Source organism: Flavobacterium resistens (assembly GCF_900182645.1).
Classification (GTDB): Bacteria; Bacteroidota; Bacteroidia; order Flavobacteriales; family Flavobacteriaceae; genus Flavobacterium; species Flavobacterium resistens.
In genome coordinates this window covers 222,856-247,770 of sequence record NZ_FXTA01000005.1, presented here as the reverse complement: position 1 = coordinate 247,770, position 24,915 = coordinate 222,856, and the positions used below count along the sequence as shown (strand labels likewise).

The following is a 24,915-nucleotide window of genomic DNA, read 5'->3' as shown; positions in this document are numbered from 1 at the left end:
CGAATAAACGATTCAACAGTTAAACGTATTAACAATTATTTATTTCCCTGCTTCTTCAAGAGCTTCCCAGAATTCGTAAGCTCTTCTTAAATGCGGAATTACAATTGTTCCGCCAACAAGAGTTGCGATTCCCATTGCTTCCATCATTTCTTCTTTAGAAATACCTTCTTTGTAGCTGGTTTCTAAATGGTATTTTACACAGTCGTCACAACGTAAAACGGCTGAAGCAACTAAACCTAAAAGTTCTTTTGTTTTTACGTCAAGTGCTCCCGGAGCGTATGCGTTTGTGTCAAGGTTAAAAATTCGCTTTACAATTTTGTTGTTGTCAGCTAGTAATTTTTCGTTCATTTTAGAACGATAGTCGTTAAATTCTTGTACGATATCAGACATTTTCTTTCATTTTATTTCTATAAACAATCTTTGAAATAAGAATACTCACTTCATAGATAATCAACATCGGAATTGCCACAATGGTTTGGCTTACTACATCCGGTGGTGTTACGATTGCAGCGATAATTAAAATAATTACTACTGCATATTTCCAGTATTTTCTTAAGAAAGTTGGGGTTACTAATCCTAACTTGGTTAAGAAATAAATTGCGATTGGAAGCTCAAAAAAGATCGCACTTCCAAGAATACTTGTTTTTACCATTCCCATGTATGAATCAAGTGTAAATTGATTTTTTACAACGTCACTTACTGAGAAAGTAGCAACGAAATTCACTGACATCGGAATTACAACATAGTAGCCAAATAATACTCCTAAGAAGAAAAGCAACGACGAAACAAAAATGAAAACTTTCGCATTTTTACGTTCTTTCTCATATAGCGCCGGACTGATAAATTTCCAGATTTCCCATAAAATATAAGGAAAACTCAATATGAAACCTGCCAGAAGACACATCCATACAAAAATATTTACTTGCCCCTCCATTTCGGTATTCTGAATAATGAAATTCAGTTCAGTAATACAAATGCTATCTGCAAATCCCAATGAATGTGATAGGTCACAAAACCAAACATAGGTAAAGAATGTTGGTCTAATTGGACCTAAAATAATTTGATCAAATAAATAATCACTAATAAAATAAGTAACAAATGCCATAATACATATTGCAATTGTACTTCTAACCAATAACCATCTAAGTTCTTCAAGATGATCTAAAAATGACATCTCGCCAAGGTTTTTCTTTGCCATTATACGATTCCTTCTTTTAAAATGTCATGTAAATGTAATACTCCTTTATATTCGCCATTGTCGGCAACGATTAGCTGTGTGATAGAAAAATCTTCTAGAATATTCAAAGCATCAACAGCCATTGTTTCTGATGAAACTAATTTTGGGTTTTTGGACATAATATCCCTTGCTGTTAAATCAGCAATTGAATCTCTGTCGTTTAGCATTCTTCTGATATCCCCATCGGTAATAATTCCGACGATTTTGTTGTCTTCAATAACAGCAGTTACGCCTAATCTTTTTTCTGAAATTTCAAAAATAGCCTTTTTGATTGAGGTTTCCGGAGTAACCATTGGTTTTAATGAATGCTCAATCATGTCTTTTACCTTAAGCAATAATTTTTTGCCTAAAGCGCCTCCCGGATGATAAACTGCAAAATCTTCAGGTTTAAAATCGCGCATTTCCATCAAACATACTGCTAGTGCATCTCCCATAACAAGTTGAGCTGTAGTGCTGTTTGTTGGTGCGAGATTTATTGGGCAAGCTTCCATTTCAACGGTTGTGTTGAGAACAAAATCGGAACCTTTTGCCAGAAACGAAGTTATGTTTCCTGTTATTGCAATTAAAGTATTTCCGAAGCGTTTTAATAAAGGAACCAAGACCTTAATTTCAGGACTGTTCCCGCTTTTTGAAATACAGATTATAATGTCGTCATTCTGAATCATTCCTAAGTCGCCATGAATGGCTTCTGAGGCATGCAAAAACATCGATGGAGTTCCGGTAGAGTTAAAAGTAGCAACCATTTTTTGCGCAATAATGGCGCTTTTTCCGATTCCTGTAACGATCAAACGGCCCTTGCATTCATAAATACGCTGTGCCGCTTCGTAGAAATTTTCATCAAGAAAATCAATTAATTTTGTAATTGCCTCACTTTCAGATAGTATGGTTTTTTTGGCGATTGCCAATATATTTTCTTTTGTGATCAAAACAGAATATTTAAAATTTGTATGTATAAAAGAAAGTTGTATCTTTATGTGTTGCAAATTTATACAAAAATATCCATTAAAATAAAGAATGAATTCAAACGAAATTGAAATACACAAGGAATTAAAGAAGTATTTCGGCTTTAGCCAATTTAAGGGCTTGCAGGAGCAAGTCGTTACGAGTATTTTAGGTAAAGAGAATACTTTTGTAATTATGCCTACGGGCGGTGGAAAGTCTCTTTGTTATCAATTACCCGCTTTAATTCAGGACGGAACAGCAATTGTTGTTTCTCCTTTAATTGCTTTGATGAAAAACCAGGTTGATGCGATTCGAAGCCTTTCTTCAGAAAATGGAATTGCGCATGTGCTCAATTCTTCTCTCACAAAAACAGAAATTGCCCAAGTTAAAAAGGATATTAGTTCAGGCCTGACAAAGCTTTTGTATGTTGCGCCCGAATCTTTGACCAAAGAAGAATATGTTGCCTTTTTACAAAGTGTACCAATTTCTTTTGTAGCAATCGATGAAGCGCATTGTATTTCAGAATGGGGGCATGATTTTAGGCCGGAATACAGGAACCTTAGAAATATAATCAAACAATTAGGAAAAGTGCCAATTATTGGGCTTACCGCAACTGCAACCCCAAAAGTTCAGGAAGATATTCTGAAAAACCTTGATATGTCTGATGCCAATACTTTTAAAGCATCATTCAACAGACCGAACTTATTTTATGAAGTTCGCACGAAAACGAAAAATATTGAGTCGGATATTATTCGATTTATCAAACAACATAAAGGCAAATCGGGTATTATTTACTGCTTAAGCCGTAAAAAAGTAGAATCAATTGCCGAAGTTTTACAAGTTAACGGAATCAGTGCCGTTCCTTATCACGCAGGTTTAGATGCAAAAACACGCGCCAAACATCAGGATATGTTTTTGATGGAAGATGTTGATGTAGTTGTGGCAACAATCGCTTTCGGAATGGGAATAGATAAACCAGATGTTCGTTTTGTAATTCACCACGATATTCCAAAATCGCTAGAAAGTTACTACCAAGAAACAGGTCGCGCCGGACGTGATGGAGGAGAAGGACATTGTCTTGCTTATTACTCTTATAAAGATGTAGAAAAGCTGGAGAAATTTATGTCTGGGAAACCAGTTGCCGAACAGGAAATTGGCTTTGCTCTTTTACAGGAAGTTGTGGCTTACGCCGAAACCTCAATGTCACGTAGAAAATTTCTGTTGCATTATTTCGGAGAAGAATTTGACAGCGAAACCGGAGAAGGCGCAGATATGGACGACAACGTTCGAAATCCTAAACATAAAGTCGAAGCCAAAGATCAAGTCGTTAAATTACTTGAAATTGTGCGCGACACGAAACATATTTATAAGTCAAAAGAAATTGTGTTTACATTAATTGGCCGTATTAATGCGGTAATTAAAGCACATAAAACAGATGCGCAGTCTTTCTTTGGGACAGGTTCAGATCATGATGAAAAATATTGGATGGCGTTGTTAAGACAAGTTTTGGTTTCGGGATATTTATCAAAAGATATTGAAACTTATGGCGTAATAAAAATCACGAAAGCTGGTTTAGATTTTATCAAAAAACCGGTTTCATTTATGATGTCAGAAGATCATGAATATAGCGAAGCTGATGATGAAGCAATTGTAACGGCAGGAAAATCATCAGGAACTGCTGATGAAGTTTTGATGGGAATGCTTCGTGAACTTCGTAAAAAAGTAGCCAAAAAATTAGGTGTTCCTCCTTTTGTTGTTTTCCAGGATCCTTCACTTGAAGATATGGCATTAAAATATCCAATTTCATTAACTGAATTATATAATATTCATGGAGTTGGAGAAGGAAAAGCCAAAAAATATGGCGGAGAATTTGTAGCATTAATCAGCCGATATGTTGAGGATAATGATATTATTCGTCCGGATGATTTGGTTGTAAAATCTACCGGAGTTAACTCTGCTAATAAATTGTACATTATTCAGAATATTGATAGAAAGCTTCCTTTAAGTGATATTGCTTCTGCAAAAGGACTTTCGATGGATGCTTTGATCAAAGAAATGGAACAAATTGTTTATTCTGGTACAAAACTGAATATTAAATATTGGGTTGATGATATGCTGGATGATGATCAACAGGAAGAAATTCACGATTACTTCATGGAATCAGAATCGGATAAAATTGAAGATGCCTTAAAAGAGTTTGATGGCGATTACGATATTGATGAATTGCGTTTGATGCGTATTAAGTTTATCAGCGAAGTTGCTAATTAAAAATGTTCCATGAAACTTTATAGACTGTTTTTTGTTTTCTTATTATTTTCATTTAAATCTTTTGCAACTGCTCAAGTTCCAGATTATTTGATTGTGGACAAGGATACTTTAATGATTCAATCCAATCCATTGGAAGATTATTTTAAGGAACATCCAATGCCAAAAAGTTTAAACAGAAGTATTTCTACTGCTAATTGGAGAGGTTATGTTGCATATTTTAAGTTTTTAAACGGAAAATTAGTTGTCGAGAATATTTACAAGGAAGACTATTCTGAAAATGAAAAAGGGGATCTTAAATATTTATTGACTTCGATCTATAAAGAGATTTTTGGCGATCGTAAAAATTTTGAATGCAATTTCTATTCTGGATTATTGATTTGTCCTTCGGGGAAAATGTTGGAGTATGTTCATATGGGATATAGTTCGGTTTATGAAAACTATGATCTTATAGAGATAAAAAACGGAGTCAATATTAAATCGAAAAAGTTTACTGGCAAAGAATTCCAGAAGTTTAAAATGGATTATTTTAAATATTTTAAACAGACAGATGAGTATAAGCTGAAAGCCAAAGAATTTAAAGAAATGATGGCTGAAAATAATTTCCCAAATAGCAGTTTTGTAGAAGGAAATCCGGGAATAGGGAAAGAAAATCAAGCCTTAAAGAAAAGAGAGGCCGAGTTTAGAGCAGAAAAACAAGTTGATTCGTTTATGTATGTTTATTTATCAGACTACATTAAAACAATAGAAATTCCAACAAATTAATATTTATGAAAAAAGTATCTACGTTATTTTATGTTGCTGTTTTTGCAGTATTTTCAATTTTAATTTTAAGTTTTACTATCGATAAAAAAGACAATGATGCAAAACTAGTCGGTATTTGGAAAGGTTTTGAAAAAGACGGACAGATTGATGGAGTTGAAAAACATTGGATTCAGCAACGATTTGCAGATGGTACTTATGTAATCATGTTTACAGCAAAACAAGATTGTGAAGTTGAAACTATGACTGAAAAAGGGAAATGGTGGACAGAAAACGGCAAATTTTATGAAGCGGCTTCAAGTACTAAAGATATTGATGTTTATAATTATGAAGTGAAAGGTGAAGAATCTGTTGAATTTAAAAGCATAAAGCTTTCGGGAAAAGATAACAATACCTATATATTTACCGATTATAAACTTGATTTGAAATAAGAAAAATTAAATCTCAAAATAAAAAAAATCCAAATTCCAATTGTATCGCCAACTTGGAATTTGGATTTTTTTATTGAAGTTTTCAAAGTTTGGAATTTTATTCAGTATAAACTTCGCCACGATGGGGTTTCAAAGCATCTCTTACCTGAATCATATTTTCATCGGTTACGACCATAAAAGCTATGGCGTACATATCATCGATGATTTTAAATCCTGTAATATTTAAAGGAAGCTTTTCAATAGCAATATATTCTTTTAAATGAATTTCGTGATGTTCGGCAGTTTTTGCAGAAGCCGGGCCTCGGAAATCCCAAATCAATTTTATTTTTCTAGACATTTTTTTTAAGGTGCAAAGGTTCAAAGTGACAAAGGTACAAAGTCTCTTTTGAAAATGGATTTTTATCTTTTGTTCGATTGTCAATTTGAACGGAGTCGGGAACAAAATGTATTTCGATTTTACTCGATTAGAAGAAATGTGCTAATAGATGTAATTACATATTCTCATTTCAAAACACTATTTTTGCATTGTATTTAAATTCTAATTAAAAAAACTAAATGGAGGAGAATTCGGTTTCAGAGGAATTGTTATTAAGTGAAAATGCAAAGGCTCATTTAAATACTATTGCGAAATGGGTATACATAATGTCTATTATTGCATTAACAATTATGATTTTTTTAATTCTTCGTTTTATTTATGATGATATTAAAATGTCTAATTGGGATGATGTTCCTGCTGGTGGTGGAGTTGGCTATATACTTATTATGGAGATGTCTAGGATTTTTTACATAATTTGCTCTATGATTTTTTTTCCATTATACTTTCTATTTAAGTTTTCAGCGAGTTTAAAAATGGCTCTAGAATGTGATGATTCAGATTCATTAGAAATGTCCTTTAAATATTTAAAGTTTCATTACCTATCAATAGTTATTGTGCCACTATGTTATATTGCATACATATTTGTAGCTTCAATCTTTTAAAAATATTATTTCATTTATAAAATGCCTAAAGAACTTTTACTTCAAGTTACACCAGAAATTGCTGCAAACGAATCTTTGCTAAAAGACCATTTGTCTAAGCAAATAAAAGTTTCGGTTCAAGAAATTCAGCATGTTTCGATTTTAAAACGCTCAATTGACGCACGTCAGAAAGCGATTAAAATTAATTTGAAAGTTATTATATATTTAAAAGGAGAACCTTTTCAGGAAACTAAAATTGAACTTCCTTTATACAAAGACGTTTCTTCTGCTCAGGAAGTTATTGTTGTTGGTGCAGGTCCTGCTGGACTTTTTGCAGCTTTGCAATTAATAGAATTAGGCTTAAAGCCAATTGTCCTCGAACGAGGAAAAGACGTTCGTGGACGCCGACGCGATTTGAAAGCAATCAACCGTGAACATATCGTTAATGAAGATTCTAATTATTGTTTTGGAGAAGGCGGAGCCGGAACTTATTCTGACGGAAAATTATATACGCGTTCCAAAAAACGTGGTGATGTAACCCGAATTTTAGAACTTTTAGTAGCTTTTGGAGCTTCAGAAGATATTTTGGTAGAAGCACATCCTCATATTGGAACCAATAAGTTGCCAAAAATTATTGAAGATATTCGAAATAAAATCATCGAATTTGGTGGTCAGGTTTTGTTTGATACCAGAGTTACTGATATTTTGGTAAAAAATAATGAAGTTGAAGGAATCGTAACTCAAACCGGAGATAAAATTCTGGCTAACAAATTGATTTTAGCAACCGGACATTCGGCGCGAGATATTTTTGAATTGTTGGATAAGAAGAAGATTTTTATTGAAGCGAAACCTTTTGCTTTAGGAGTTCGTGCTGAACATTCGCAGGAATTAATTGATAGTATTCAATATAGCTGTGATTATCGTGGAGATTATTTGCCGCCAGCGCCATATTCGATTGTAAAGCAGGTTAATGGTCGTGGAATGTATTCGTTTTGTATGTGTCCGGGCGGTGTAATTGCGCCTTGTGCTACAAGTCCGGGTGAGGTTGTTACCAATGGATGGTCACCATCAAAACGAGATCAGGCGACGGCAAATTCGGGAATTGTAATAGAGTTGAAATTGGAAGATTTTAAACCTTTTGCAAAATTTGGTGCTTTGGCTGGAATGGAATTTCAAAAAAGTATTGAACAAAAAGCGTGGCATTTGGCTGGAGAAACTCAAAAAGTTCCGGCACAAAGAATGATCGATTTTACACAAAATAAAGTTTCAGCAGATATTCCAAAAACTTCCTATGTTCCCGGAACAACTTCGGTTGAAATGGGACAGGTTTTTCCTGGATTTTTGTCTCAGATTTTACGCGAAGGGTTTAAGGAATTTGGAAAATCAATGCGAGGTTATTTAACCAATGAAGCGATTTTGCACGCACCAGAAAGCCGAACTTCATCGCCAGTGAGAATTCCGAGAGATCCTATGACTTTAGAGCATTTGCAGATAAAAGGTTTATATCCGTGTGGAGAAGGTGCAGGTTACGCAGGTGGGATTATTTCGGCAGCAATTGATGGAGAAAAATGTGCTTTGATGATTGCTGAAGCTCTGAAATAAACTAAAAAAAGTCTTTTGAATACGAGTTCGCGTGAGGGATAGAGCTAAGCTACCGAAGTAGCAGCGAAAGCCCGACACCAATAAAAAAAGGAGCCGACTAAGTGTTTTGCATAGTTGGCTCCTTTTTTTATTGGTGGCACGCCCAGATTGTTTTACGGAATCAAAATTATTTTTCCGGTACTTTTTCTGCTTTCCAGATAATCGTGTGCTAGTTTTCCTTCTGATAATTTAAAAGAAGTTGGTTCGGAAAGTTTGATTTTTCCTTCGGTAATCCAATTGAATAATTGAGTGGCGCGTTTGATTCGTTCTTCTTTAGAGTTTAAATAACTCCATAAATCGCCTCCTGTTAAAGTTTTCGAACCATCCATTAGCATTCTTGGGTCTACAAATTCGGGATCGCCGCCCGCCATTCCGAAGAAAACGACTTGTCCGCATTCTTTTGTAACTTCGAAACTTTCTTTTAAAGTGCTTCCGATACTGTCGTAAACTACGTCAACACCTTTTGAAACAATTTTAAAAATCTGTGATTTCCAATCGTCATTATAAAGAAAAACATGGTCTGCACCTTGTTCAAAACCAACTTTTGCTTTTTCTGCAGATGAAGTCAAACCAATTACATTTGCTCCTAAAAGCTTGCTGATTTGGGTCAGAATTTGTCCAACTCCGCCGGCAACGGCATGAATTAATACAGTTTCGCTTTTTTGAGTTTTATGACTATCGGTTGCTAAATAATGCGCGGTCAAACCTTGTAATAAAACAGAAGCTGCGGTTTCAAAAGAAATCGCTTCCGGCAAAGGCAAAACGTGGTTTGTGTTTACAGCAACTAATTCGGCATTTGCGAAAGGAACATCGGCGAAAGCCACACGGTCGCCAACTTTATATTCAGGATGATTATTTGCATCGACAACAATTCCGGCGCCTTCGTAACCGGCAATAAAAGGCGGATTTCCTTTTAAGTGATAATTTCCTTTTCGTCTGTAAACATCGGCAAAATTTAATCCGATGGCTTTCATTTCGACTAAAATTTCATCGCTTTTTAGTTGTGGTGCAGGAATTTCGATATATTCTAAAACATCTGAATCTCCGAATTTAGAGAAGGTAAGTGCTTTCATTTTTAAAATAAATTTAGAAATACAAAGTAAGTGAAAATTGAAGCTTGTTTACGACGTTTATTGTTTTGATTTTAAATGAAATTTAAAAGCATTTTTTTAACACAAAAGCCACCATAAAGTAAGATAGTTAAGTTTTCCGTCTTTAAAATAAAATAGAAAACAATCGTCACTCTTATTATCTAAATAAAACCTAAATCGTACTTCGTTCGGATAATCCGTTTTTTCCATTTCTGTATTTGGAAACTTACTCCTAAATTCTTTTACTGTTGTGTCTTTGTTTAATGTAATATTGTGTGAAATAATTTTAAATGAATTATTGCCGACAAATCCAGTATCAAATAATACAATGTGATTATTGGTCGCAAACTGAATATTTTGGCTGAATATCGTTGTTATTTCTCCATTGAATGTATTAAAATTTCCTGTTTCTTTATTTTTTTTACCGTATGTTTTAATCATCCATTTTTCGTCTAACCATTCAAACGGACTGCCACATTCCCAAAGCTGTGTTGATATAGAATCAACATGAGTATAAATCGATTCAAATTCATCTTTTGTCAATATTACTTTATGATCATTAATTAGGACGTTTTCTTTTCCAAGAAATTTCGAATCATAAATTGATTTATCTTTTAGTTTTTCTTTTGGTTCTATTGATGTATTGACTTCATGTTTGGTTTCAATATTTTTTTTGGACTCGTTTGCTTTTTCATTACGACTGTTACAGGCTATTAATATTGTAATAAAGAATAAAAGTAAAAGGCTTTTAGTTTTCATTTATGGTGTCTTTTTGGATTTTTGCAATTTTGTTTCGGGTTGATAGATATCTGAAATACAATTCAAGTAGTTCAAACTGTCTATAATGGTTTTTCTAAGCTAGTTTTTCCTCTTTTTGCAAGTAATTCCTTTTATCCTTGAAAATCGCCACAGTCGTGTTCCTCAAATTTATCCAGCATTTTTTGTGTGGTATAGAATTTTGAAATTCTCAGATTTTTAATTTTTAAAGTGTCGCCAGTGATTTTTAATTCGTAAACTGGGGCTTTGTCTATTTTCGTTAATATAAAATTATTTTGTTTTGTTTTAAATTCGATTAAATCATCAGACCCCGAAAATTCAGTAATTTCAAACTCTTGTGTTGTTTTGTCATCACAAACATTGGTTAGTTTGAAGCTTTTTTTCGATATCGATACAATTGCCAAGTCGCACGCATAACAATTACCTGTAAATTCGATTCCATATTTTTTAAATACATCTTTACTTTTGGGATTCAGAATATCTATTGGAAAAAGTTGATCCAAATCTCCAGTATTCTTTTCTCTACTATCGACAACTGGTTCTGTAATAGTTTTTTTTGTTTTTGTGATGGTATCTTTTTCAGCAGCATTTTCAATTTTTTGATTAACGTTTTGATTGCATCCTGAAAAGATAAAGGCAAATAAAATCAATTTTAAAAAGGTCTTCATGTTTTATTTTCAATTTTGAAAGTGTAGGTTTTAAAGTTTTGAATGTATTGTCTGTCAGATTATATTTTAGGAAACTTCATCTCATTGAAAGTACTTTTTTGTTTGGCTAAAGCTTCAACATCTTGCCATTTTCTTGGTGATTCTGCTGAGAGATTTTCATATGAATCTTTTTTGATCAAAATATCATCTTCGATACGAACGCCAATATTCCACCATTTTTTATCGCATTTGCTGTTTGCGGAAATGTAGATTCCCGGCTCAACAGTAAGAATCATATTTTCTTTTAAATTGCCCATATAATCTCCTTTGTCGTGAACATCTAAGCCAAGAAAATGTGAACAGCCATGCGGATAATATATTCTGGCATCTTTTGGATCAGTAATAATTCCTAGTTTGATTAATCCAGCAGCAACTATTTCTCTAGATTTTTTGTTTAAATCCTGAATTGGAGTTCCTTCTTTACAAAGTTTAAAAACTTCTTCTTGTGCTTCATAAACAATTTGATATATGGCTTTTTGCTCTTCAGTAAATTTTCCGTTTGCTGGAATTGTTCTGGTAACATCTGCTGAATAACCATGATATTCAGAACCAACATCCATTAATAATAATTGGTTGTCAATTTTTGTTGAATTGTTTTCGCCATAATGCAAAATACATCCATTTGCTCCAGCGCCCACAATTGGCGGATAACCTTCGTCTTCTGCGCCGTATTTTCGGTGAACGTAAGCGTGAATTCCGTCTGCTTCATTTTCGCTCATGTCTGGGCCAACTGCTTTCATTACTTCATTGTGTGCAATGCAGGAAAGTTTTACGGTTTTGCGCATTAAATCAAGCTCTTCGGGAGTTTTTATTTGACGAAGTGAGTTTGTAATAGTGGTAAATAAATCGGTTGAAGCTTTGTTTTCTTGTGTAATTGAAGCTTTGGATTTAAATATCTGAATTAAACCAAAAAGATCAAATCCGCTATTATCATTATTTAAATCTGTTGGGATTTTATCGTAAATTATGTTGTTGAATTTTTCAAAATCAACTTTAAAAGCATTGAAATCTTTGCCATTATAAGCAGTTGAAAACCCTAATTTTGATTTTGCTCCTTCGACTCCTAAACGTCTTCCTGTCCACATTTCGCGATTGGCGTTTCTTTCTCTCACAAAAAGAACTTCGTTGTATTTTTCAGCTCCTTGTGGTTCTTTAAAAATTAATAAAACACCATCAGCTTCTTTGTAACCTGATAAGTAATACATGTCAGGATTTGCGTGATAATTGTAATTGACATCTTTTGAGAAAACTCTTTCCGGATATGAAAATATTACCGCTACGGAATTAGCAGGCATTAGAGCTCTAAAAGCTTCGCGGCGGCCTTTATGAAACTCTTTTGAAAGGTAATCTGTTGGAAGATTTTCCTGCGAATGAATTTGGCTGATTGTAAGTAAGAATGCAAAGAATACGAATAATTGCTTCATTTTGTGGTTTTTTATTGATGATTTTTAGTTTTTTGATAACTGCAAATTACAAAAAAAATGTAATCACAAATTGTAATTTAAATGTTTGATTAATATTGTTTTAAACAAAATGATGTAACTTAGAGATTAGAAAATTACAGTTTGCCGAGAAATTTAAACTTTAATAAATCGTGTAACTGGGCACGAATATTGAGAAAGGAATGTTTATAGAATAATTTTAATCTTCAAAAAACAATTATATTAATCTTTAAAACACATTTTTTATGAAAAAATACACACTCGCAGCCGTTTCAGTTTTAATGGTATTATTAGCTTCTTGTAAAACATCGAAAGACGCGTCAAGCGGAGGAAATTTATTTGGTACAACTTGGGAATTAGAATATATCTCCGGGCCAAGAATTGCTTTTGAAGGTTTGTATCCGAATAAAAAACCGCAGATTACTTTTGATCAAAAAGAAACAAAAGTTTTTGGAAACAATGGATGTAACGGATACAGTGCGCCTTATACTTTAAGCGGAAAATCTTTGACTTTTGGAGAACCAGGACCAAGCACATTAATGTTTTGTGATGGAGGAGGAGAACAACAGTTTTTACAGCAAATGAAAAAAATCACAAGCTATTCTATTGATAAAGATGGCAAATTAAATTTGATTCAGGGTGATGTGCCAATGATGCGATTTAAAAAAGTGGCTAAATAATTTTAGTATTCTAGCTAAAGTGAAAAAGGGAAATGATTAATTCATTTCCCTTTTTTTATGATTTCTTTTTTAGTTTGTCTTTAAAGACTTTTTCGAACTTTTCTATTTTTGGCTGAATCACCATTTTACAGTAAGGCTGACTTTTATTGTTTGCGTAATAGTTTTGATGGTAATCTTCGGCTTTATAAAACGCTTTAAAAGGTTCTACTTTTGTTACAATCGGATTACTGTACACTTTTGCTTTGTTTAATTCGGCAATAATGCTTTGTGCGGCTTTTTTTTGCTCTTCGTTTTTGTAGAAGATAACAGAACGATATTGTGTTCCAACATCTGCTCCTTGACGATTTAAAGTTGTTGGATCGTGAACGGTAAAAAAGACTTTGAAGATTTCATTAATATCAGTTACGTTTTTATCGTACGTAATTTGAACGACTTCGGCGTGACCAGTTTCTCCAGTGCAAACTTCTTCATAAGTAGGATTTGGAACATTTCCACCCGAGAATCCAGAAACAACAGATTTAACTCCGTCCAAATTTTCATAAACAGCTTCAACGCACCAGTAACAGCCTCCGCCAAGCGTAATTGTTTCTAAATTGGAAGCTTTTTTATTTTGTGAAAATCCGTTTAGCGATAAAGCCAATAAACAGATTAAAAGTAAATTTTTCATAATTGGATTATTTGTTATCAGGAATAAAATCAAGAGCAATAGAGTTCATGCAGTAGCGTTTTCCGGTTGGTTCAGGACCATCGTCAAATAAATGTCCAAGATGTCCGCCACAACGTCCGCAAAGCGCTTCGATTCTTTCCATTCCTAATGAATTGTCATTTTTGTAAACCACGCTTGTTTTGTTGTCTTGTTCAAAAAAGCTCGGCCATCCGCAACTGCTCGAAAATTTAGCAGTCGATCTAAAAAGCTTATTTCCGCAGGAAGCACAATAATAAGTACCTTTTTCATCTGTATTCCAATATTTTCCTGTAAAAGGTCTTTCAGTGTCAGCCTCGCGCATTACGGCATAAACATCTTCAGGTAAAACCTTTTTCCATTCGGCATCGCTAATGTTTAATTTGGTTGTATCCGTATTTGAATAATAAGGGTTTCCCGGTTTGCTGATTTTGTTTTCCATAGAAGTAGCTGTTTTTGGGGCTTGTTTTTTTGTGTTTTGTCCGCAGGCTTGAAAAATAAAAAGCGGCAGTACAAAACAAAGGCTGAAAATTAAGTTTTTAGATTTCATAGTTTTTTGGTGCATTAATCTGATGTTCAAAGATACGGTGGGATTCTGTTTCGAAATGTCAGCTAGATTACAATTCAGTTTTTTTTAAGTATGTTTTAACTTTTCGTTATTTACGTAAAAACGACTGGAGTAGTTTTTGTATCTTATTTTTAAAGGATTTTTATTTTGATAACGAATGTAGTATTCTGATAGCCAGAATTTTATAAAAACTCCAAAGTAGTTAAACTTTTCACAATGTCTGCTAGGATTTTATAGCCATTTCTTTTTTCGTATTTTTGTTAATTCAATACGCCATATGACAGAAGAAAACGTAATATTAGTTAACCAAAACGACGAGCAGATTGGCTTGATGCCAAAATTAGAAGCACATGAAAAAGCACTTTTGCACCGAGCATTTTCAGTTTTTATTTTAAATAATAAAAATGAAATTATGCTACAGCAAAGAGCGCATCATAAATACCATTCCCCTTTACTTTGGACAAATACTTGTTGCAGCCACCAGCGTGAAGGCGAGAGTAACATTGAAGCGGGAAGCAGAAGGCTGTATGAAGAAATGGGATTTAAAGCCGAATTAAAAGAGCTTTTTCATTTTATCTACAAAGCGCCTTTTGATAATGGCTTGACTGAACATGAATTGGATCATGTAATGATTGGCTATTATGATGATGAACCAAACATTAATCCAGAGGAAGTTGAAGCCTGGAAATGGATGAGTATTGAAGATGTTAAAGCTGATATTGAAAAACAGCCCGAAATTTATACTGTTTGGTTTAAGATAATTTTTGATGAATTTGATCATTATCTTGAAGACCATAAATTATAACCAAAACTAACCAAAAGCCTAAATGAGAGTAACCATATCAAGAAAAGCACATTTTAATGCTGCACATCGATTATACAGAAAAGATTGGACATCCGAAAAAAACAATGCTGTTTTTGGAAAATGCAATAATCCCAATTTTCATGGTCACAATTATGGTTTAACAGTTAGTGTTACAGGAAAAATTGACCCGGAAACTGGTTTTGTTTTAGATGTGAAAGTATTAGCGGATATTATACTTGAAGAAGTTGAAATTCCGTTTGATCACAAAAACCTGAATCTGGATGTTCCGGAATTTCAGGATTTGAATCCAACCGCTGAAAACATTGCTGTTGTGATATGGAATAAAATTAGAAAAAGAATTCAGCCTGATTTCGACCTGGAAATCGTTCTGAATGAAACGGACCGCAATTTTGTAACTTATAAAGGAGAATAATACATGTCGTTAAAAATAGGAGATATAGTTCCGAATTTTACTGCAAAAGATAGTCATGGAGAACTTTTTGACAGCCAGAGCGTTTTAGGAAGAAAGCCACTCGTGATTTATTTTTACCCAAAAGATAATACGCCGGGCTGCACTACTGAAGCTTGCAGTTTCCGCGATCAATACGAAGATTTTAAGGATTTAGGTGCCGAAGTTATTGGTATAAGTAGTGATAGTGTAAAATCGCATCACAAATTTGCAAATAAGCATAAGTTGCCTTTTATTTTACTTTCAGATCAAGATAAAAGATTAAGACAACTGTTTGGTGTTCGCAATAATTTATTTGGCCTTCTTCCGGGAAGGGTAACTTATATTGTGGATAAAAATGGTGTTGTCATTTTGATTTTTGATAGTATGAATGCTGCGAAACATATTCCGAAAGCATTGGAAACAATTAAAGAATTAGTATTATAGATTAAGAAAATAGTATTAGATCAATATTTAAATAATAAAGATATTGGCCTCGAAAAAAAATATATGAGTACAGAATTATATCCATTACAATTTGAGCCCATTTTGAAAGAAAGAATTTGGGGAGGAGAAAAACTGAAAACAGTTTTAAATAAACCTATTGTTTCTAAAATTACAGGCGAAAGTTGGGAATTGTCAACTGTTCAGGGAGATGTTAGTGTAGTTTCAAATGGTGAGTTGAAAGGAAAATCTTTAATGGAACTTATTGATGAAACTCCAAATGAAATTTTAGGAAGCAAAGTCTATGATCGTTTTGGAAAGCAGTTTCCATTGCTTTTTAAATATTTAGATGCGCGCGAAGATCTTTCAATTCAGGTTCATCCGAATGATAAATTAGCAAAAGAACGTCATAATTCTTTTGGGAAAACAGAAATGTGGTATGTAATGCAGGCCGATTCTGAGTCGAGAATTATCGTTGGTTTTAAAGAAGATTCCAGTAAAGAAGAATATTTGAAACATTTGCATGATAATACACTAGTTTCGATTTTAGATGATGTAAAAGCAAAACCTGGAGATGTTTTCTTTTTAGAAACAGGGACAGTTCATGCAATTGGAGCCGGATTGGTTGTTGCTGAAATTCAGCAAACATCTGACATCACATATCGTTTGTATGATTTTGACCGTGTAGATGCGCAGGGAAATAAAAGAGAATTGCACGTAGATTTAGCTCTTGATGCGATCAATTACAATAAAGTTGATACACAAAAGAAATACGAAACGAAATTAAATACTTCTAACACAGTTGTTGATTGTCCTTATTTTACAACTAATTTTATTCCGTTAGAAAATAAAATCGAGGTTTCTAAATCTGGTGAAACTTTTACAGTTTACATGTGTATTGAAGGAAGTTTTGAAATTGAATATAATGGCTTTAAGCATACTTATAAAAAAGGAGATACTGTTTTAGTTCCGGCTGCGATAAATGCATTTATTTTGAGCGGAAAAGCTTCAATTTTAGAAATTTACATTTCATAGCACTTAATCTAAAGATTATATGTACTTTTGCAAACGCAAATTAAAATTATAATAAAAATGGCAAACGTTAAAAATTTAAAGAAAGACATCAATTTCGTATTAGGAGATATTATTGAGGCAGTTTACTTGTTTGAGATGTCAACAACAGGAAATCCTACTCCAGAAACGAATGCTTTAGTTGATGAAGCTATCGCTGCATTTGATACTTTGATCACAAAAGTGAACGCAAAGAACGTTGAAAATAAAAAAGCGCACTTCAAACAAATAAATGTAGAATTGGAACAAGTTGCTAATCAATTGATTGCTAAAATCAACGAATTGTAAGCAAAAAAAAGTATAAAAAAGTGCAAATTTATTTTGGGAAAACGAAAAACCGCTTTATATTTGCACCCGTAATGAGGCCGATGTAGCTCAGCTGGCTAGAGCAGCTGATTTGTAATCAGCAGGTCGTGGGTTCGAGTCCCTCTATCGGCTCAACGGAAAAACCATCACAGAAATGTGGTGGTTTTTTAAATTATAGAGAGAGGTGTGAAATTATTTTTGGAAATTAAAAAAACAATTTTATCTTTGCACCCGTTAAAAAGGCCGATGTAGCTCAGCTGGCTAGAGCAGCTGATTTGTAATCAGCAGGTCGTGGGTTCGAGTCCCTCTATCGGCTCAAAAACCATCACAGAAATGTGGTGGTTTTTTTTTTGCTCGAATTCTAAATTTTAAGTTTCAGGTTTCAAGTTTCAGGTTTCAGGTTCTGCTTGTATTGTCAGGCTGAGCGAAGTCGAAGAGCTTTGCATTTACTCTTCGACTTCGCTCAGGGTGACATTGTTGATGTTTAGGTTTTGGTTTTAAATTGGGATTTGAAATTTTAAATTTGAATTTTTTGAATTCCTATTTTTCTTATGTTTGTTTCTTAACCAAAAACCTAATCATAATGGAAGAAACCTCAGTATTTGAAAAATTCGAGCTCCATCTCGATCAATCTGCAAAAGACTTTTTAAAAGAAACCGCAAAGTGGGCTTACTTTTTGTCAATTCTCGGATTTATAGGAATTGGGCTTTTTGTTGTAATTGCAATTTTTGCCGGAGCAATTTTTGCTTCAATGGGAAATACAATGGCAGGAGTGGGAGTATTTGCAGGTTCTTTCGGTGCGATTATGAGTTTCTTTTATTTGTTAATTGCGGCGGTTTATTTCTTTCCTGTTTATTATTTGTTCAGATTTGGTTCTAATGCTAAAAGAGCTTTTAGAGAAAATGATTCTGAGGCATTGACATCTTCTTTAGGATATTTAAAATCGCATTATAAATTTATTGGTATTTTGATGGTTTCGATGTTGGTCTTGTATGCGTTGATTTTTATGTTTGCTATTTTAGGGTCTTTGTTAGGGAGATAATTTTAGATGGCATTATTTAAAACACCGAGTTGTTAGTATAAAAAAAAACGTCCTGAATTTCAGGACGTTTTTTTATTTTTTATTCTGCAGCTACCGGAGCTTTTTGTTCTTGTTTTTTTATATCAGCAACATATTTTGTTAGCTTCTTTCCGTAAAGTGACTGCGCTACTTTTGGTGTCATCGATTTCTGAATTGTATCTAAGAATTTTACATTGATATCATAAATCTCTGCTAAAGCAATATAAGGCGCGATTTCGTGATCTTTGTTGTTAAGAGCGAAGTTTGTAGCAAAAAGATATTTTCTTTTAGTATTTGAGTCCTCTTTTGTGTTAATGCTGTCTAAAGCTTTTTGATCGTTTCTTTTCATTGCTTTAAATCTAGGTTCTACCAAAGCCAGACTTTCATCATTGAAACGATCGTTTATTTTTTTATACTCTTCGTATAATTCTTGATTTTTAGATCCTGTGATTTTAGCATTATAAATGAAATTATCTAAGTTGGTATCAATGTTAATATTTCCAGGTTCTGCAAAAAACAAAATATTATTGTCCATTGAATTCGTTACACCTCTATCTAAAAACAAATAAAGCATTTCTGGAGATTCTAATTTGATATCGCGCTCAAAAGCCGAATTTCCATCAATTTTAATGCTATCGATTGCAACTAGCGAAGTGTCAACAATTCTTTGAATATATAAAGTTCCTTTTTTTAATCCTTTAATGTTTCCTGTGATGTGCAGGTTGTCAGGAGATTCATTTTTTTTGCTACATGATGCTAATAGGGCAATTGCAGCAAAGGCAATAATAGATTTTTTCATTGGTTTTTAGATTTTGGTGCAAAATAAAGAAAATAGTTTGAATGTGGTTATGGTGATTAAAATTTTAATAAAAAATAAATCCCAACTTATTTCTAAATTGGGATTTGTGTATTTTTATAAAAATGAGCCTATTACATTTGTAAGTTGTAAGTTGCGCCACTTTCGTGAGTGTATGTAAATTTGCTGTCGCAGTCATTGTTTCCGTAGTCAATAACTCCTTTAAGTAATCCGCCTTCGATTTTTAATTTCCCTTTTGAAATATATTGGCAAGAGTATTTTTTAATCAAACTTTCCTGAACAGTAAAAGTTAAAGTTGTGCCTTTTTCAGTAGTAACAGTGTGTGTGCCTTCCGTCATTTCATATACGTTGTCTTCAAGAACAAATGGAGTATCAACACCTGCAGTTTGTTTTACTGTATAGGTTCCAGAGTTTGTGTATACTCTTCCTAATAAGTCAGTAAATTTTCCATTTGTTACTTTTCTAGTAAATTGTGGTACAGTAGCAACTGTTGTAGTATTTGTATATTCGATTGTTCCTTCTAGTTTAATTCCGTTGATGGAATAGTCAATTCTTTCAATAGTCAATTTGCTTCCTGTAGTAGTTACTGGTCCAGAAAGAGTAAGTTTTAGTTTTCCTTTTCTTGTAAGCTGATTGTCGACACAACCTGTAGTTCCATAATCTACCGTGTAAACTTTAGGATAAGTTGTTCCAGAAACGGTAATTGTTGCGCAAACTGCCGCAGCAGGTTTTGATGTTGCTGAGCTGTTTGTTACAGATAATCCTGTATTAACATCCATTTCGTTTGCGGCATCAATTGAGATTGAAGCGCCAACAGCTGTCGTGTCAGTTTGAGTTGCAATATCGTCATTGCTGGAACACGAGATGTAAGTTAATGCTGTTGCACAAACTGTTGTGACTAAAAGAGCGATTTTTTTCATAGTAGTTTTTTGTTAAGTTAGATTTTAAAGGTTTTCAAATGTAACAAAAAAAATGAATCGCAATAAAAAAATCCCGTAAGCTGAACTTACGGGATTTTAGAAATTTATTTATAAGATAAAAAAAAATATTTTTTTTCTTGCGAATTTTTAGAGATATATTTTTTTCTTTTAGTTGATTCCCATTGCTTCGTCAAAAAGTAATAATCCCTCTAAAAGCTCTTTTGTTATGTTTTTTATAGATATTTCTGTTTGTCTTTTACTATGATTAAATTTTGAGTTCATTAACGGAAAGTCACTCACAATTTGTAATAATATTGCTGAATTTTTAAGAGCAAATTCCACATTATTCCTAAAAGATTCCATTTGGTTTTTCATATTGATAACCTCATTGGATTTGTTTCCTGTTAATGTTAGTAATATTTTTGAATATGAACTACCAACTAGTTTGAAGTTCTCAGAGAATATTGGAAGATCATTATCAATTCTAGTGCTAAATTCAGTTAATTCCATAGACAAATCATTTATAGACTTAATTGCTTTGCTTTGTTTTAGTTTTTGATCTTTAACATGGTGTATTTTATTTAATTCCTCAGTTCTTAAATTTAATTTTTCTGTGAGAAAATTTAAAGAACCAGTCATAGAATCCAAAGTTTTAGTTATTATTTCTAAGTATGATGTTGTTTCTCCTAGTAAATTAAAAAGATCAATTTCAATATTACTATCGTCCTTGGTTTCAATTTTAGATATTAAATCAACTATGTCGGAATATTTATTTGTATTTTTATTGATTATTGGATTCTTAATAGCCTTATTTTTATTTAAAATTTTATCAATTATTAAATTTGATAAGTTTATTCGGAATAGTGATTCAAAAGAATCTAAAGAGTTGAATTCTTTATATAAAACACCCTTTTCGGTAAGCTCTTTCTTGAATAATTTTAAAATTTCAAGTTGTTTAGGATCGATGTCATAAATGTTTTCTGGTGCTGAAGTCTTGAAATAAATCATTTTTTCTTTTGAATCGTCTAAAATTGCTCTATTGATTTCTTCAATCGTACCTGATTTGTCTCTTTTTGTGGGAGTGCCAGCTCTTGAGCCTAAAATTCCAATTAGTATATCGTATTGATGCTCTAATTGATTGTTTATAACTTCTTGTCCATCACTACCAATATCTGTATATGTGTCGTATTTCCAATTTAAAAGCTCCAATGCATAATCATCACGTTTTCCAGATGTTTTGTTAATCTCATTTATAATTAATTCTATCGATTCAATTTCTTCTTTAATGTCTCCTGGGCAAGAAATGAAAATTTTTATTTGGTTAATGCTTTTCATGTTTTAGATTGCTTTTAAGTTCATCTAAATGTATGCATTAAAAATTTAATAAGATATTTTTTAGGAAAATAATTAGAAAAAGCCTTACAATTAATACTGTAAGGCTTTAGGTGTTTTTATTGAAAGTTAGATTACTTAATCATCTCAAAGCTTCTTTTTACAAAAGCAGTTAAAGCTTCACCTTTTAAAAGATTCTGCGATAATTTAGCTAAGTCTAAAGCTTGTTTTACCAAATGTTCCTGGTGTGTTTTGTCTTCAGTATTTAAAATGCTTGAAGCTAAATCAGAATTTGTGTTTACAACTAAATTGTACATTTCTGGCATATTTCCCATTCCGAACATTCCGCCTCCGCCAGTTTGGCTCATTTCTTTCATTCTTCGCATAAATTCAGGCTGCGTAATAATGAAAGGTGCTGCTTGAGAATCCATAGCTTCTAATTGTACGCTGTATGCTTTCGGGATATAAGCTTCTAAAGAAGTTTTTAAAGTCGCTTTTTCTTCATCAGATAATTTAGAAATCGTGTTTTCATCTTTTTTGATTAAATTATCAATATGATCAGAGTCAACACGTACAAAAGTTAATCCGCTGTTGTCACCTTCAATTTTTTGAATTAAATGTGAAATAATCGGAGAATCTAAAAGCAATACTTCGTAACCTTTTTCTTTTGCAGCTTCAATATAAGAGTGCTGTGCATCTTTGTTTCCAGCATAAAGAACTACAAGTTTACCATCTTTATCAGTTTGGTTTTCTTTTAGTTTTTCTTTTAATTCTTCTAAAGTGAAATAAGTATCATCTACAGTTGGATATAATACAAATGCACCTGCTTTTTCATAGAATTTATCTTCAGAAAGCATTCCGTATTCTAAAACGATTTTAATATCGTTCCATTTTGCTTCAAAATCAGCACGGTTTTCGTTGAATAAAGATTTTAATTTATCGGCAACTTTACGAGTGATATAGTTTGAAATTTTCTTAACTGCACCATCTGCCTGTAAACCTGAACGAGAAACGTTCAATGGAATATCTGGGGAATCAATTACACCTTTTAACATTGTCAAAAATTCAGGAACAATTCCTTCTACATTATCAGTAACGTAAACTTGGTTTTGGTACAACTGAATTTTATCTTTCTGGATCTGCATGTCGTTTCCTAATTTCGGGAAATACAAAATACCAGTTAAGTTGAACGGATAATCTACATTTAAATGAATATTGAATAATGGCTCTTCAAATTGCATTGGATACAATTCTCTGTAGAAGTTTTTGTAATCTTCATCAGATAATTCAGAAGGCTGTTTTGTCCAAGCTGGGTTTGGATTATTGATAATGTTGTCAACTTCAATTGTTTCGTTTACGAAGTCTTCCGGAGCATCTTCTGGTTTTGGAAGCGTTTCTGTTCTTGTTCCAAATTTAATTGGAATAGGCATAAACTTGTTGTATTTGCTCAATAAACCACTGATTTTAGAATCCTCTAAGAATTCTAAAGAATCTTCAGCGATATGAAGAATGATTTCAGTTCCGCGTGAAGTTTTGTCAGCAGGTTCTAAAGTGAATTCAGGACTTCCGTCACATGTCCAGTGTGCAGCTGGCTCATCTTTATATGATTTAGTGATGATTTCTACTTTTTCAGCAACCATAAAAGCAGAATAGAAACCAAGACCAAAATGTCCAATAATTCCAGAATCTTTAGCAGAATCTTTGTATTTGTCCAAAAATTCCTCAGCTCCTGAAAAAGCTACCTGATTAATGTATTTTTCTACTTCATCAGCAGTCATACCTAAACCTTGGTCGATAATATGGATTTTTTTACCTTCTTTATCAACTTTGATTTCGATAACCGGATTTCCGTATTCAACTTTAGCTTCGCCAATACTGATAAGGTGTTTTAATTTTAAAGTGGCATCAGTTCCGTTTGAAACCAGCTCACGTAAAAAGATTTCGTGATCGCTGTATAAGAACTTTTTGATTAAGGGAAAGATGTTTTCTACCGAAACATTAATTTTACCTGTTGTCATATTTTTTTAATTTTTGAGTTTAATGTGATGATTTTCATTTATTCAAATAGAATACCAATTGTTTTTAGGGTGACAAAATGTCGGAAGTGTTAATTTTGAAAGAAAATAAATAGATTTTGGAAGAGAAAATATCTCAACGAATCGTATATTTGTGGTATAATAATTGTTAAACGCGTAAGTATTAACTTAAAAAATGTACAAAATGAAGAAAATTATTTTCATTTGCATGATTGCCACGATGTTTTTTGCGTGTAAATCATCTTCGTCTACAACAGCTTCTACTGAAGCGCCAACACTTTCAACTAAACTTGACAAATCAACTCAAGTAGCAATTAAAGGAAATTGGGTTTTAACCAATGTATCTTATCCGGGTTCTGATTACATTAAGGTGAATTCATTTGATCTAGCTGATTCAAAATGTTTTATTGGCAGTACTTGGAATTTTATTTCTAATAACAATAAAGGTACAATGACCCTGAATGCGCCAAGCTGTACAGCATTTACTTCGCCAATTGTTTGGAGTATCAATAATCAGGGACTTTTTGTTCTTAAAATTGTTAACCCTGGAACCAAATCTAAAAACGTTAAAGAAGGTTATTTGCTGAAAGTTGCTGGACTTAGTGATAATTCTTTTCAGTTAATTGACAATATAAACGTAGGCGGACAAGTTAAAGACGTAACGTACCAATTTCAAAGAGCTAACTAAGAAAGCTAATTAATATTAAAAATATATACACATGAGAAAGATAAAAGTTTTAGGGTTGAGTAGTTTACTTGTATTAAGTAGTTTTTTTGCAAGCTGTGATTCAGTAAAAAATGCGAATAATACGCAAAAAGGAGCCGGAATTGGAGTTGTTGCCGGAGGTCTTATTGGTGGTATTCTAGGAAACAATTTAGGACATGGTGGAAACGCTGCCTTAGGAGCTGCTATTGGGGCTGCTGTAGGTGGAGGAACCGGAGCTCTTATTGGAAATAAAATGGATAAACAGGCTCGTGAAATCGATCAGGCGCTTCCGGGTGCAGATGTTGAAAGAGTAGGTGAGGGTATTCACTTGACTTTGAATGAAAATGCTGTTCGTTTTGATACTAACAAATCAACTTTGACTTCAACTGCAAAAGCAAACTTAGATAAATTAGTTCCTGTGTTTAACGACTACGGAGATACTAATATTGAAATTTTTGGTTATACTGATAACACAGGTAAACCAGAATATAACTTAACACTTTCAGGACAAAGAGCTGCGTCTGTTCAGGCTTATTTAGTTTCAAAAGGATTAAAATCTAGCCGTTTCAAAACCTCAGGTTTAGGAATTGCTGATCCTATTGCGACTAATGATACTCCAGAAGGAAGAAGTCAAAACCGTCGTGTAGAGTTTGCAATTACTGCAAATGACAAAATGGTAAACGATGCAAAAGCCGAAGCTGGAAAATAGTTTTAGAAGGCAATAAAATTTATTAAAAGCTGTTTCATAATTGAAGCAGCTTTTTTTTTGACTTTAGAAATTAAACATT

28 protein-coding genes and 2 tRNA genes are annotated in these 24,915 nt (G+C 33.0%); 16 read left to right on the top strand and 14 right to left on the bottom strand.

The genetic code is table 11. The features are described 5' to 3' along the window. Nucleotides 1–39 precede the first annotated feature (39 nt). Genes FN795_RS18110 through FN795_RS18100 form a run of 3 tightly spaced genes read right to left on the bottom strand, consistent with a single transcriptional unit; the run spans nucleotide 40 to nucleotide 2,163 of the window. Complete coding sequence (locus tag FN795_RS18110; protein ID WP_035650271.1) at nucleotides 40–390, bottom strand: carboxymuconolactone decarboxylase family protein; 351 nt, start codon at nucleotides 388–390, stop codon at nucleotides 40–42. After that, entirely contained in the window at nucleotides 383–1,198 is an 816-nt protein-coding gene (gene tatC / locus FN795_RS18105; protein ID WP_142451930.1) for a twin-arginine translocase subunit TatC, read from the bottom strand. Before tatC ends, FN795_RS18110 begins: the two co-directional genes overlap by 8 nt. Further along, the gene (locus FN795_RS18100; RefSeq protein WP_154275328.1) at nucleotides 1,198–2,163 is read right to left on the bottom strand and encodes a KpsF/GutQ family sugar-phosphate isomerase; all 966 of its coding nucleotides are present in this window, start codon (nucleotides 2,161–2,163) and stop codon (nucleotides 1,198–1,200) included. The genes tatC and FN795_RS18100 overlap by 1 nt, the downstream gene beginning before the upstream one ends. Before the next feature lie 88 nt (nucleotides 2,164–2,251). Between FN795_RS18100 and recQ the strand changes: the two genes are divergently transcribed. The 3 genes from recQ to FN795_RS18085 are packed head-to-tail and all read left to right on the top strand — an operon-like array spanning nucleotide 2,252 to nucleotide 5,637. Beyond that, the gene (gene recQ / locus FN795_RS18095; protein ID WP_142451929.1) at nucleotides 2,252–4,447 is read left to right on the top strand and encodes a DNA helicase RecQ; all 2,196 of its coding nucleotides are present in this window, start codon (nucleotides 2,252–2,254) and stop codon (nucleotides 4,445–4,447) included. A gap of 9 nt (nucleotides 4,448–4,456) precedes the next feature. Beyond that, nucleotides 4,457–5,209 carry a hypothetical protein gene (locus FN795_RS18090; protein WP_142451928.1) on the top strand — a complete coding sequence of 251 codons (753 nt, stop codon included), beginning with the start codon at nucleotides 4,457–4,459 and terminating at the stop codon, nucleotides 5,207–5,209. A 5-nt stretch (nucleotides 5,210–5,214) separates the two neighbouring features. Beyond that, nucleotides 5,215–5,637 (top strand): hypothetical protein, encoded by a 423-nt coding sequence (locus FN795_RS18085; protein WP_142451927.1) that lies wholly within the window; start codon nucleotides 5,215–5,217, stop codon nucleotides 5,635–5,637. A gap of 97 nt (nucleotides 5,638–5,734) precedes the next feature. On the opposite strand, the gene FN795_RS18080 is transcribed toward FN795_RS18085, so the two are convergent. Continuing rightward, nucleotides 5,735–5,974, bottom strand: coding sequence for a hypothetical protein (locus FN795_RS18080; RefSeq protein ID WP_142451926.1), 240 nt, complete (start codon nucleotides 5,972–5,974; stop codon nucleotides 5,735–5,737). A gap of 218 nt (nucleotides 5,975–6,192) precedes the next feature. Here FN795_RS18080 and FN795_RS18075 point away from each other — a divergent pair, with 218 nt between their 5' ends. Continuing rightward, the gene (locus tag FN795_RS18075) at nucleotides 6,193–6,615 is read left to right on the top strand and encodes a hypothetical protein (protein ID WP_142451925.1); all 423 of its coding nucleotides are present in this window, start codon (nucleotides 6,193–6,195) and stop codon (nucleotides 6,613–6,615) included. A 21-nt stretch (nucleotides 6,616–6,636) separates the two neighbouring features. Further along, entirely contained in the window at nucleotides 6,637–8,196 is a 1,560-nt protein-coding gene (locus FN795_RS18070) for an NAD(P)/FAD-dependent oxidoreductase (protein WP_142451924.1), read from the top strand. Nucleotides 8,197–8,348: 152 nt separating this feature from the next. Here FN795_RS18070 and FN795_RS18065 read toward each other — a convergent pair whose 3' ends face one another. From FN795_RS18065 to FN795_RS18050, 4 genes are all read right to left on the bottom strand, one after another. Next, nucleotides 8,349–9,308 (bottom strand): quinone oxidoreductase family protein, encoded by a 960-nt coding sequence (locus FN795_RS18065; protein WP_142451923.1) that lies wholly within the window; start codon nucleotides 9,306–9,308, stop codon nucleotides 8,349–8,351. A 96-nt stretch (nucleotides 9,309–9,404) separates the two neighbouring features. Further along, a complete protein-coding gene (locus FN795_RS18060) occupies nucleotides 9,405–10,085 on the bottom strand; it encodes a hypothetical protein (RefSeq protein WP_142451922.1) in 681 nt (226 codons plus the stop codon). 131 nt (nucleotides 10,086–10,216) lie between these two features. Beyond that, nucleotides 10,217–10,771: a hypothetical protein gene (locus FN795_RS18055; RefSeq protein ID WP_142451921.1), complete on the bottom strand. Its 555-nt coding sequence runs from the start codon at nucleotides 10,769–10,771 to the stop codon at nucleotides 10,217–10,219. A 59-nt stretch (nucleotides 10,772–10,830) separates the two neighbouring features. Then, nucleotides 10,831–12,234, bottom strand: coding sequence for an aminopeptidase P N-terminal domain-containing protein (locus tag FN795_RS18050; protein ID WP_142451920.1), 1,404 nt, complete (start codon nucleotides 12,232–12,234; stop codon nucleotides 10,831–10,833). A 263-nt stretch (nucleotides 12,235–12,497) separates the two neighbouring features. Here FN795_RS18050 and FN795_RS18045 point away from each other — a divergent pair, with 263 nt between their 5' ends. Next, on the top strand, nucleotides 12,498–12,932 hold the full coding sequence (locus FN795_RS18045; RefSeq protein WP_142451919.1) for an META domain-containing protein: 435 nt from the start codon (nucleotides 12,498–12,500) through the stop codon (nucleotides 12,930–12,932). Nucleotides 12,933–12,987: 55 nt separating this feature from the next. Here the strand turns inward: FN795_RS18045 and msrA are convergent, their stop codons facing one another. Further along, nucleotides 12,988–13,599 carry a peptide-methionine (S)-S-oxide reductase MsrA gene (msrA, locus tag FN795_RS18040; protein WP_142451918.1) on the bottom strand — a complete coding sequence of 204 codons (612 nt, stop codon included), beginning with the start codon at nucleotides 13,597–13,599 and terminating at the stop codon, nucleotides 12,988–12,990. A gap of 7 nt (nucleotides 13,600–13,606) precedes the next feature. Then, on the bottom strand, nucleotides 13,607–14,164 hold the full coding sequence (msrB, locus tag FN795_RS18035) for a peptide-methionine (R)-S-oxide reductase MsrB (protein ID WP_142451917.1): 558 nt from the start codon (nucleotides 14,162–14,164) through the stop codon (nucleotides 13,607–13,609). 295 nt (nucleotides 14,165–14,459) lie between these two features. Between msrB and idi the strand changes: the two genes are divergently transcribed. The 8 genes from idi to FN795_RS17995 all read left to right on the top strand — a co-directional run bounded on the left by idi (nucleotide 14,460) and on the right by FN795_RS17995 (nucleotide 18,298). Continuing rightward, nucleotides 14,460–14,987: an isopentenyl-diphosphate Delta-isomerase gene (idi, locus tag FN795_RS18030; RefSeq protein WP_142451916.1), complete on the top strand. Its 528-nt coding sequence runs from the start codon at nucleotides 14,460–14,462 to the stop codon at nucleotides 14,985–14,987. A 22-nt stretch (nucleotides 14,988–15,009) separates the two neighbouring features. Continuing rightward, on the top strand, nucleotides 15,010–15,420 hold the full coding sequence (locus FN795_RS18025; protein ID WP_035650236.1) for a 6-carboxytetrahydropterin synthase: 411 nt from the start codon (nucleotides 15,010–15,012) through the stop codon (nucleotides 15,418–15,420). Nucleotides 15,421–15,423: 3 nt separating this feature from the next. Continuing rightward, nucleotides 15,424–15,882, top strand: a complete 459-nt coding sequence (locus FN795_RS18020) for a peroxiredoxin (protein WP_142451915.1) — start codon at nucleotides 15,424–15,426, stop codon at nucleotides 15,880–15,882. A 63-nt stretch (nucleotides 15,883–15,945) separates the two neighbouring features. Next, nucleotides 15,946–16,914, top strand: a complete 969-nt coding sequence (locus FN795_RS18015) for a type I phosphomannose isomerase catalytic subunit (protein WP_142451914.1) — start codon at nucleotides 15,946–15,948, stop codon at nucleotides 16,912–16,914. 57 nt (nucleotides 16,915–16,971) lie between these two features. Continuing rightward, nucleotides 16,972–17,238, top strand: a complete 267-nt coding sequence (locus FN795_RS18010; protein ID WP_035650232.1) for a hypothetical protein — start codon at nucleotides 16,972–16,974, stop codon at nucleotides 17,236–17,238. A gap of 76 nt (nucleotides 17,239–17,314) precedes the next feature. After that, a tRNA-Thr gene (locus tag FN795_RS18005) sits at nucleotides 17,315–17,388 on the top strand. Between the two features lie 110 nt (nucleotides 17,389–17,498). Then, nucleotides 17,499–17,572 (top strand) — tRNA-Thr (locus FN795_RS18000). A gap of 267 nt (nucleotides 17,573–17,839) precedes the next feature. Continuing rightward, a complete protein-coding gene (locus FN795_RS17995; RefSeq protein ID WP_142451913.1) occupies nucleotides 17,840–18,298 on the top strand; it encodes a DUF5362 family protein in 459 nt (152 codons plus the stop codon). A gap of 79 nt (nucleotides 18,299–18,377) precedes the next feature. Here the strand turns inward: FN795_RS17995 and FN795_RS17990 are convergent, their stop codons facing one another. The 4 genes from FN795_RS17990 to htpG all read right to left on the bottom strand — a co-directional run bounded on the left by FN795_RS17990 (nucleotide 18,378) and on the right by htpG (nucleotide 23,403). Then, complete coding sequence (locus tag FN795_RS17990; protein WP_142451912.1) at nucleotides 18,378–19,115, bottom strand: DUF4369 domain-containing protein; 738 nt, start codon at nucleotides 19,113–19,115, stop codon at nucleotides 18,378–18,380. Nucleotides 19,116–19,246: 131 nt separating this feature from the next. Beyond that, a complete protein-coding gene (locus FN795_RS17985) occupies nucleotides 19,247–20,053 on the bottom strand; it encodes a hypothetical protein (RefSeq protein WP_142451911.1) in 807 nt (268 codons plus the stop codon). A gap of 168 nt (nucleotides 20,054–20,221) precedes the next feature. Further along, nucleotides 20,222–21,388 carry a hypothetical protein gene (locus FN795_RS17980; protein ID WP_142451910.1) on the bottom strand — a complete coding sequence of 389 codons (1,167 nt, stop codon included), beginning with the start codon at nucleotides 21,386–21,388 and terminating at the stop codon, nucleotides 20,222–20,224. 131 nt (nucleotides 21,389–21,519) lie between these two features. Further along, nucleotides 21,520–23,403 carry a molecular chaperone HtpG gene (gene htpG, locus FN795_RS17975; RefSeq protein ID WP_142451909.1) on the bottom strand — a complete coding sequence of 628 codons (1,884 nt, stop codon included), beginning with the start codon at nucleotides 23,401–23,403 and terminating at the stop codon, nucleotides 21,520–21,522. Between the two features lie 202 nt (nucleotides 23,404–23,605). On the opposite strand from htpG, the gene FN795_RS17970 reads away from it, so the two are divergent. Continuing rightward, complete coding sequence (locus tag FN795_RS17970; RefSeq protein ID WP_167498096.1) at nucleotides 23,606–24,109, top strand: lipocalin family protein; 504 nt, start codon at nucleotides 23,606–23,608, stop codon at nucleotides 24,107–24,109. A 31-nt stretch (nucleotides 24,110–24,140) separates the two neighbouring features. After that, nucleotides 24,141–24,836: an OmpA family protein gene (locus FN795_RS17965; protein ID WP_142451908.1), complete on the top strand. Its 696-nt coding sequence runs from the start codon at nucleotides 24,141–24,143 to the stop codon at nucleotides 24,834–24,836. Nucleotides 24,837–24,915: the final 79 nt, after the last annotated feature.

Bases quoted from the DNA above. Each gene is read 5' to 3' on its own strand.
- FN795_RS18110 (WP_035650271.1), bottom strand. From the start codon at position 390: ATGTCTGATATCGTACAAGAATTTAACGACTATCGTTCTAAAATGAAC.
- tatC (WP_142451930.1), bottom strand. From the start codon at position 1,198: ATGGCAAAGAAAAACCTTGGCGAGATGTCATTTTTAGATCATCTTGAA.
- recQ (WP_142451929.1), top strand. From the start codon at position 2,252: ATGAATTCAAACGAAATTGAAATACACAAGGAATTAAAGAAGTATTTC.
- FN795_RS18090 (WP_142451928.1), top strand. From the start codon at position 4,457: ATGAAACTTTATAGACTGTTTTTTGTTTTCTTATTATTTTCATTTAAA.
- FN795_RS18085 (WP_142451927.1), top strand. From the start codon at position 5,215: ATGAAAAAAGTATCTACGTTATTTTATGTTGCTGTTTTTGCAGTATTT.
- FN795_RS18080 (WP_142451926.1), bottom strand. From the start codon at position 5,974: ATGTCTAGAAAAATAAAATTGATTTGGGATTTCCGAGGCCCGGCTTCT.
- FN795_RS18075 (WP_142451925.1), top strand. From the start codon at position 6,193: ATGGAGGAGAATTCGGTTTCAGAGGAATTGTTATTAAGTGAAAATGCA.
- FN795_RS18070 (WP_142451924.1), top strand. From the start codon at position 6,637: ATGCCTAAAGAACTTTTACTTCAAGTTACACCAGAAATTGCTGCAAAC.
- FN795_RS18065 (WP_142451923.1), bottom strand. From the start codon at position 9,308: ATGAAAGCACTTACCTTCTCTAAATTCGGAGATTCAGATGTTTTAGAA.
- FN795_RS18060 (WP_142451922.1), bottom strand. From the start codon at position 10,085: ATGAAAACTAAAAGCCTTTTACTTTTATTCTTTATTACAATATTAATA.
- FN795_RS18055 (WP_142451921.1), bottom strand. From the start codon at position 10,771: ATGAAGACCTTTTTAAAATTGATTTTATTTGCCTTTATCTTTTCAGGA.
- FN795_RS18050 (WP_142451920.1), bottom strand. From the start codon at position 12,234: ATGAAGCAATTATTCGTATTCTTTGCATTCTTACTTACAATCAGCCAA.
- FN795_RS18045 (WP_142451919.1), top strand. From the start codon at position 12,498: ATGAAAAAATACACACTCGCAGCCGTTTCAGTTTTAATGGTATTATTA.
- msrA (WP_142451918.1), bottom strand. From the start codon at position 13,599: ATGAAAAATTTACTTTTAATCTGTTTATTGGCTTTATCGCTAAACGGA.
- msrB (WP_142451917.1), bottom strand. From the start codon at position 14,164: ATGAAATCTAAAAACTTAATTTTCAGCCTTTGTTTTGTACTGCCGCTT.
- idi (WP_142451916.1), top strand. From the start codon at position 14,460: ATGACAGAAGAAAACGTAATATTAGTTAACCAAAACGACGAGCAGATT.
- FN795_RS18025 (WP_035650236.1), top strand. From the start codon at position 15,010: ATGAGAGTAACCATATCAAGAAAAGCACATTTTAATGCTGCACATCGA.
- FN795_RS18020 (WP_142451915.1), top strand. From the start codon at position 15,424: ATGTCGTTAAAAATAGGAGATATAGTTCCGAATTTTACTGCAAAAGAT.
- FN795_RS18015 (WP_142451914.1), top strand. From the start codon at position 15,946: ATGAGTACAGAATTATATCCATTACAATTTGAGCCCATTTTGAAAGAA.
- FN795_RS18010 (WP_035650232.1), top strand. From the start codon at position 16,972: ATGGCAAACGTTAAAAATTTAAAGAAAGACATCAATTTCGTATTAGGA.
- FN795_RS17995 (WP_142451913.1), top strand. From the start codon at position 17,840: ATGGAAGAAACCTCAGTATTTGAAAAATTCGAGCTCCATCTCGATCAA.
- FN795_RS17990 (WP_142451912.1), bottom strand. From the start codon at position 19,115: ATGAAAAAATCTATTATTGCCTTTGCTGCAATTGCCCTATTAGCATCA.
- FN795_RS17985 (WP_142451911.1), bottom strand. From the start codon at position 20,053: ATGAAAAAAATCGCTCTTTTAGTCACAACAGTTTGTGCAACAGCATTA.
- FN795_RS17980 (WP_142451910.1), bottom strand. From the start codon at position 21,388: ATGAAAAGCATTAACCAAATAAAAATTTTCATTTCTTGCCCAGGAGAC.
- htpG (WP_142451909.1), bottom strand. From the start codon at position 23,403: ATGACAACAGGTAAAATTAATGTTTCGGTAGAAAACATCTTTCCCTTA.
- FN795_RS17970 (WP_167498096.1), top strand. From the start codon at position 23,606: ATGAAGAAAATTATTTTCATTTGCATGATTGCCACGATGTTTTTTGCG.
- FN795_RS17965 (WP_142451908.1), top strand. From the start codon at position 24,141: ATGAGAAAGATAAAAGTTTTAGGGTTGAGTAGTTTACTTGTATTAAGT.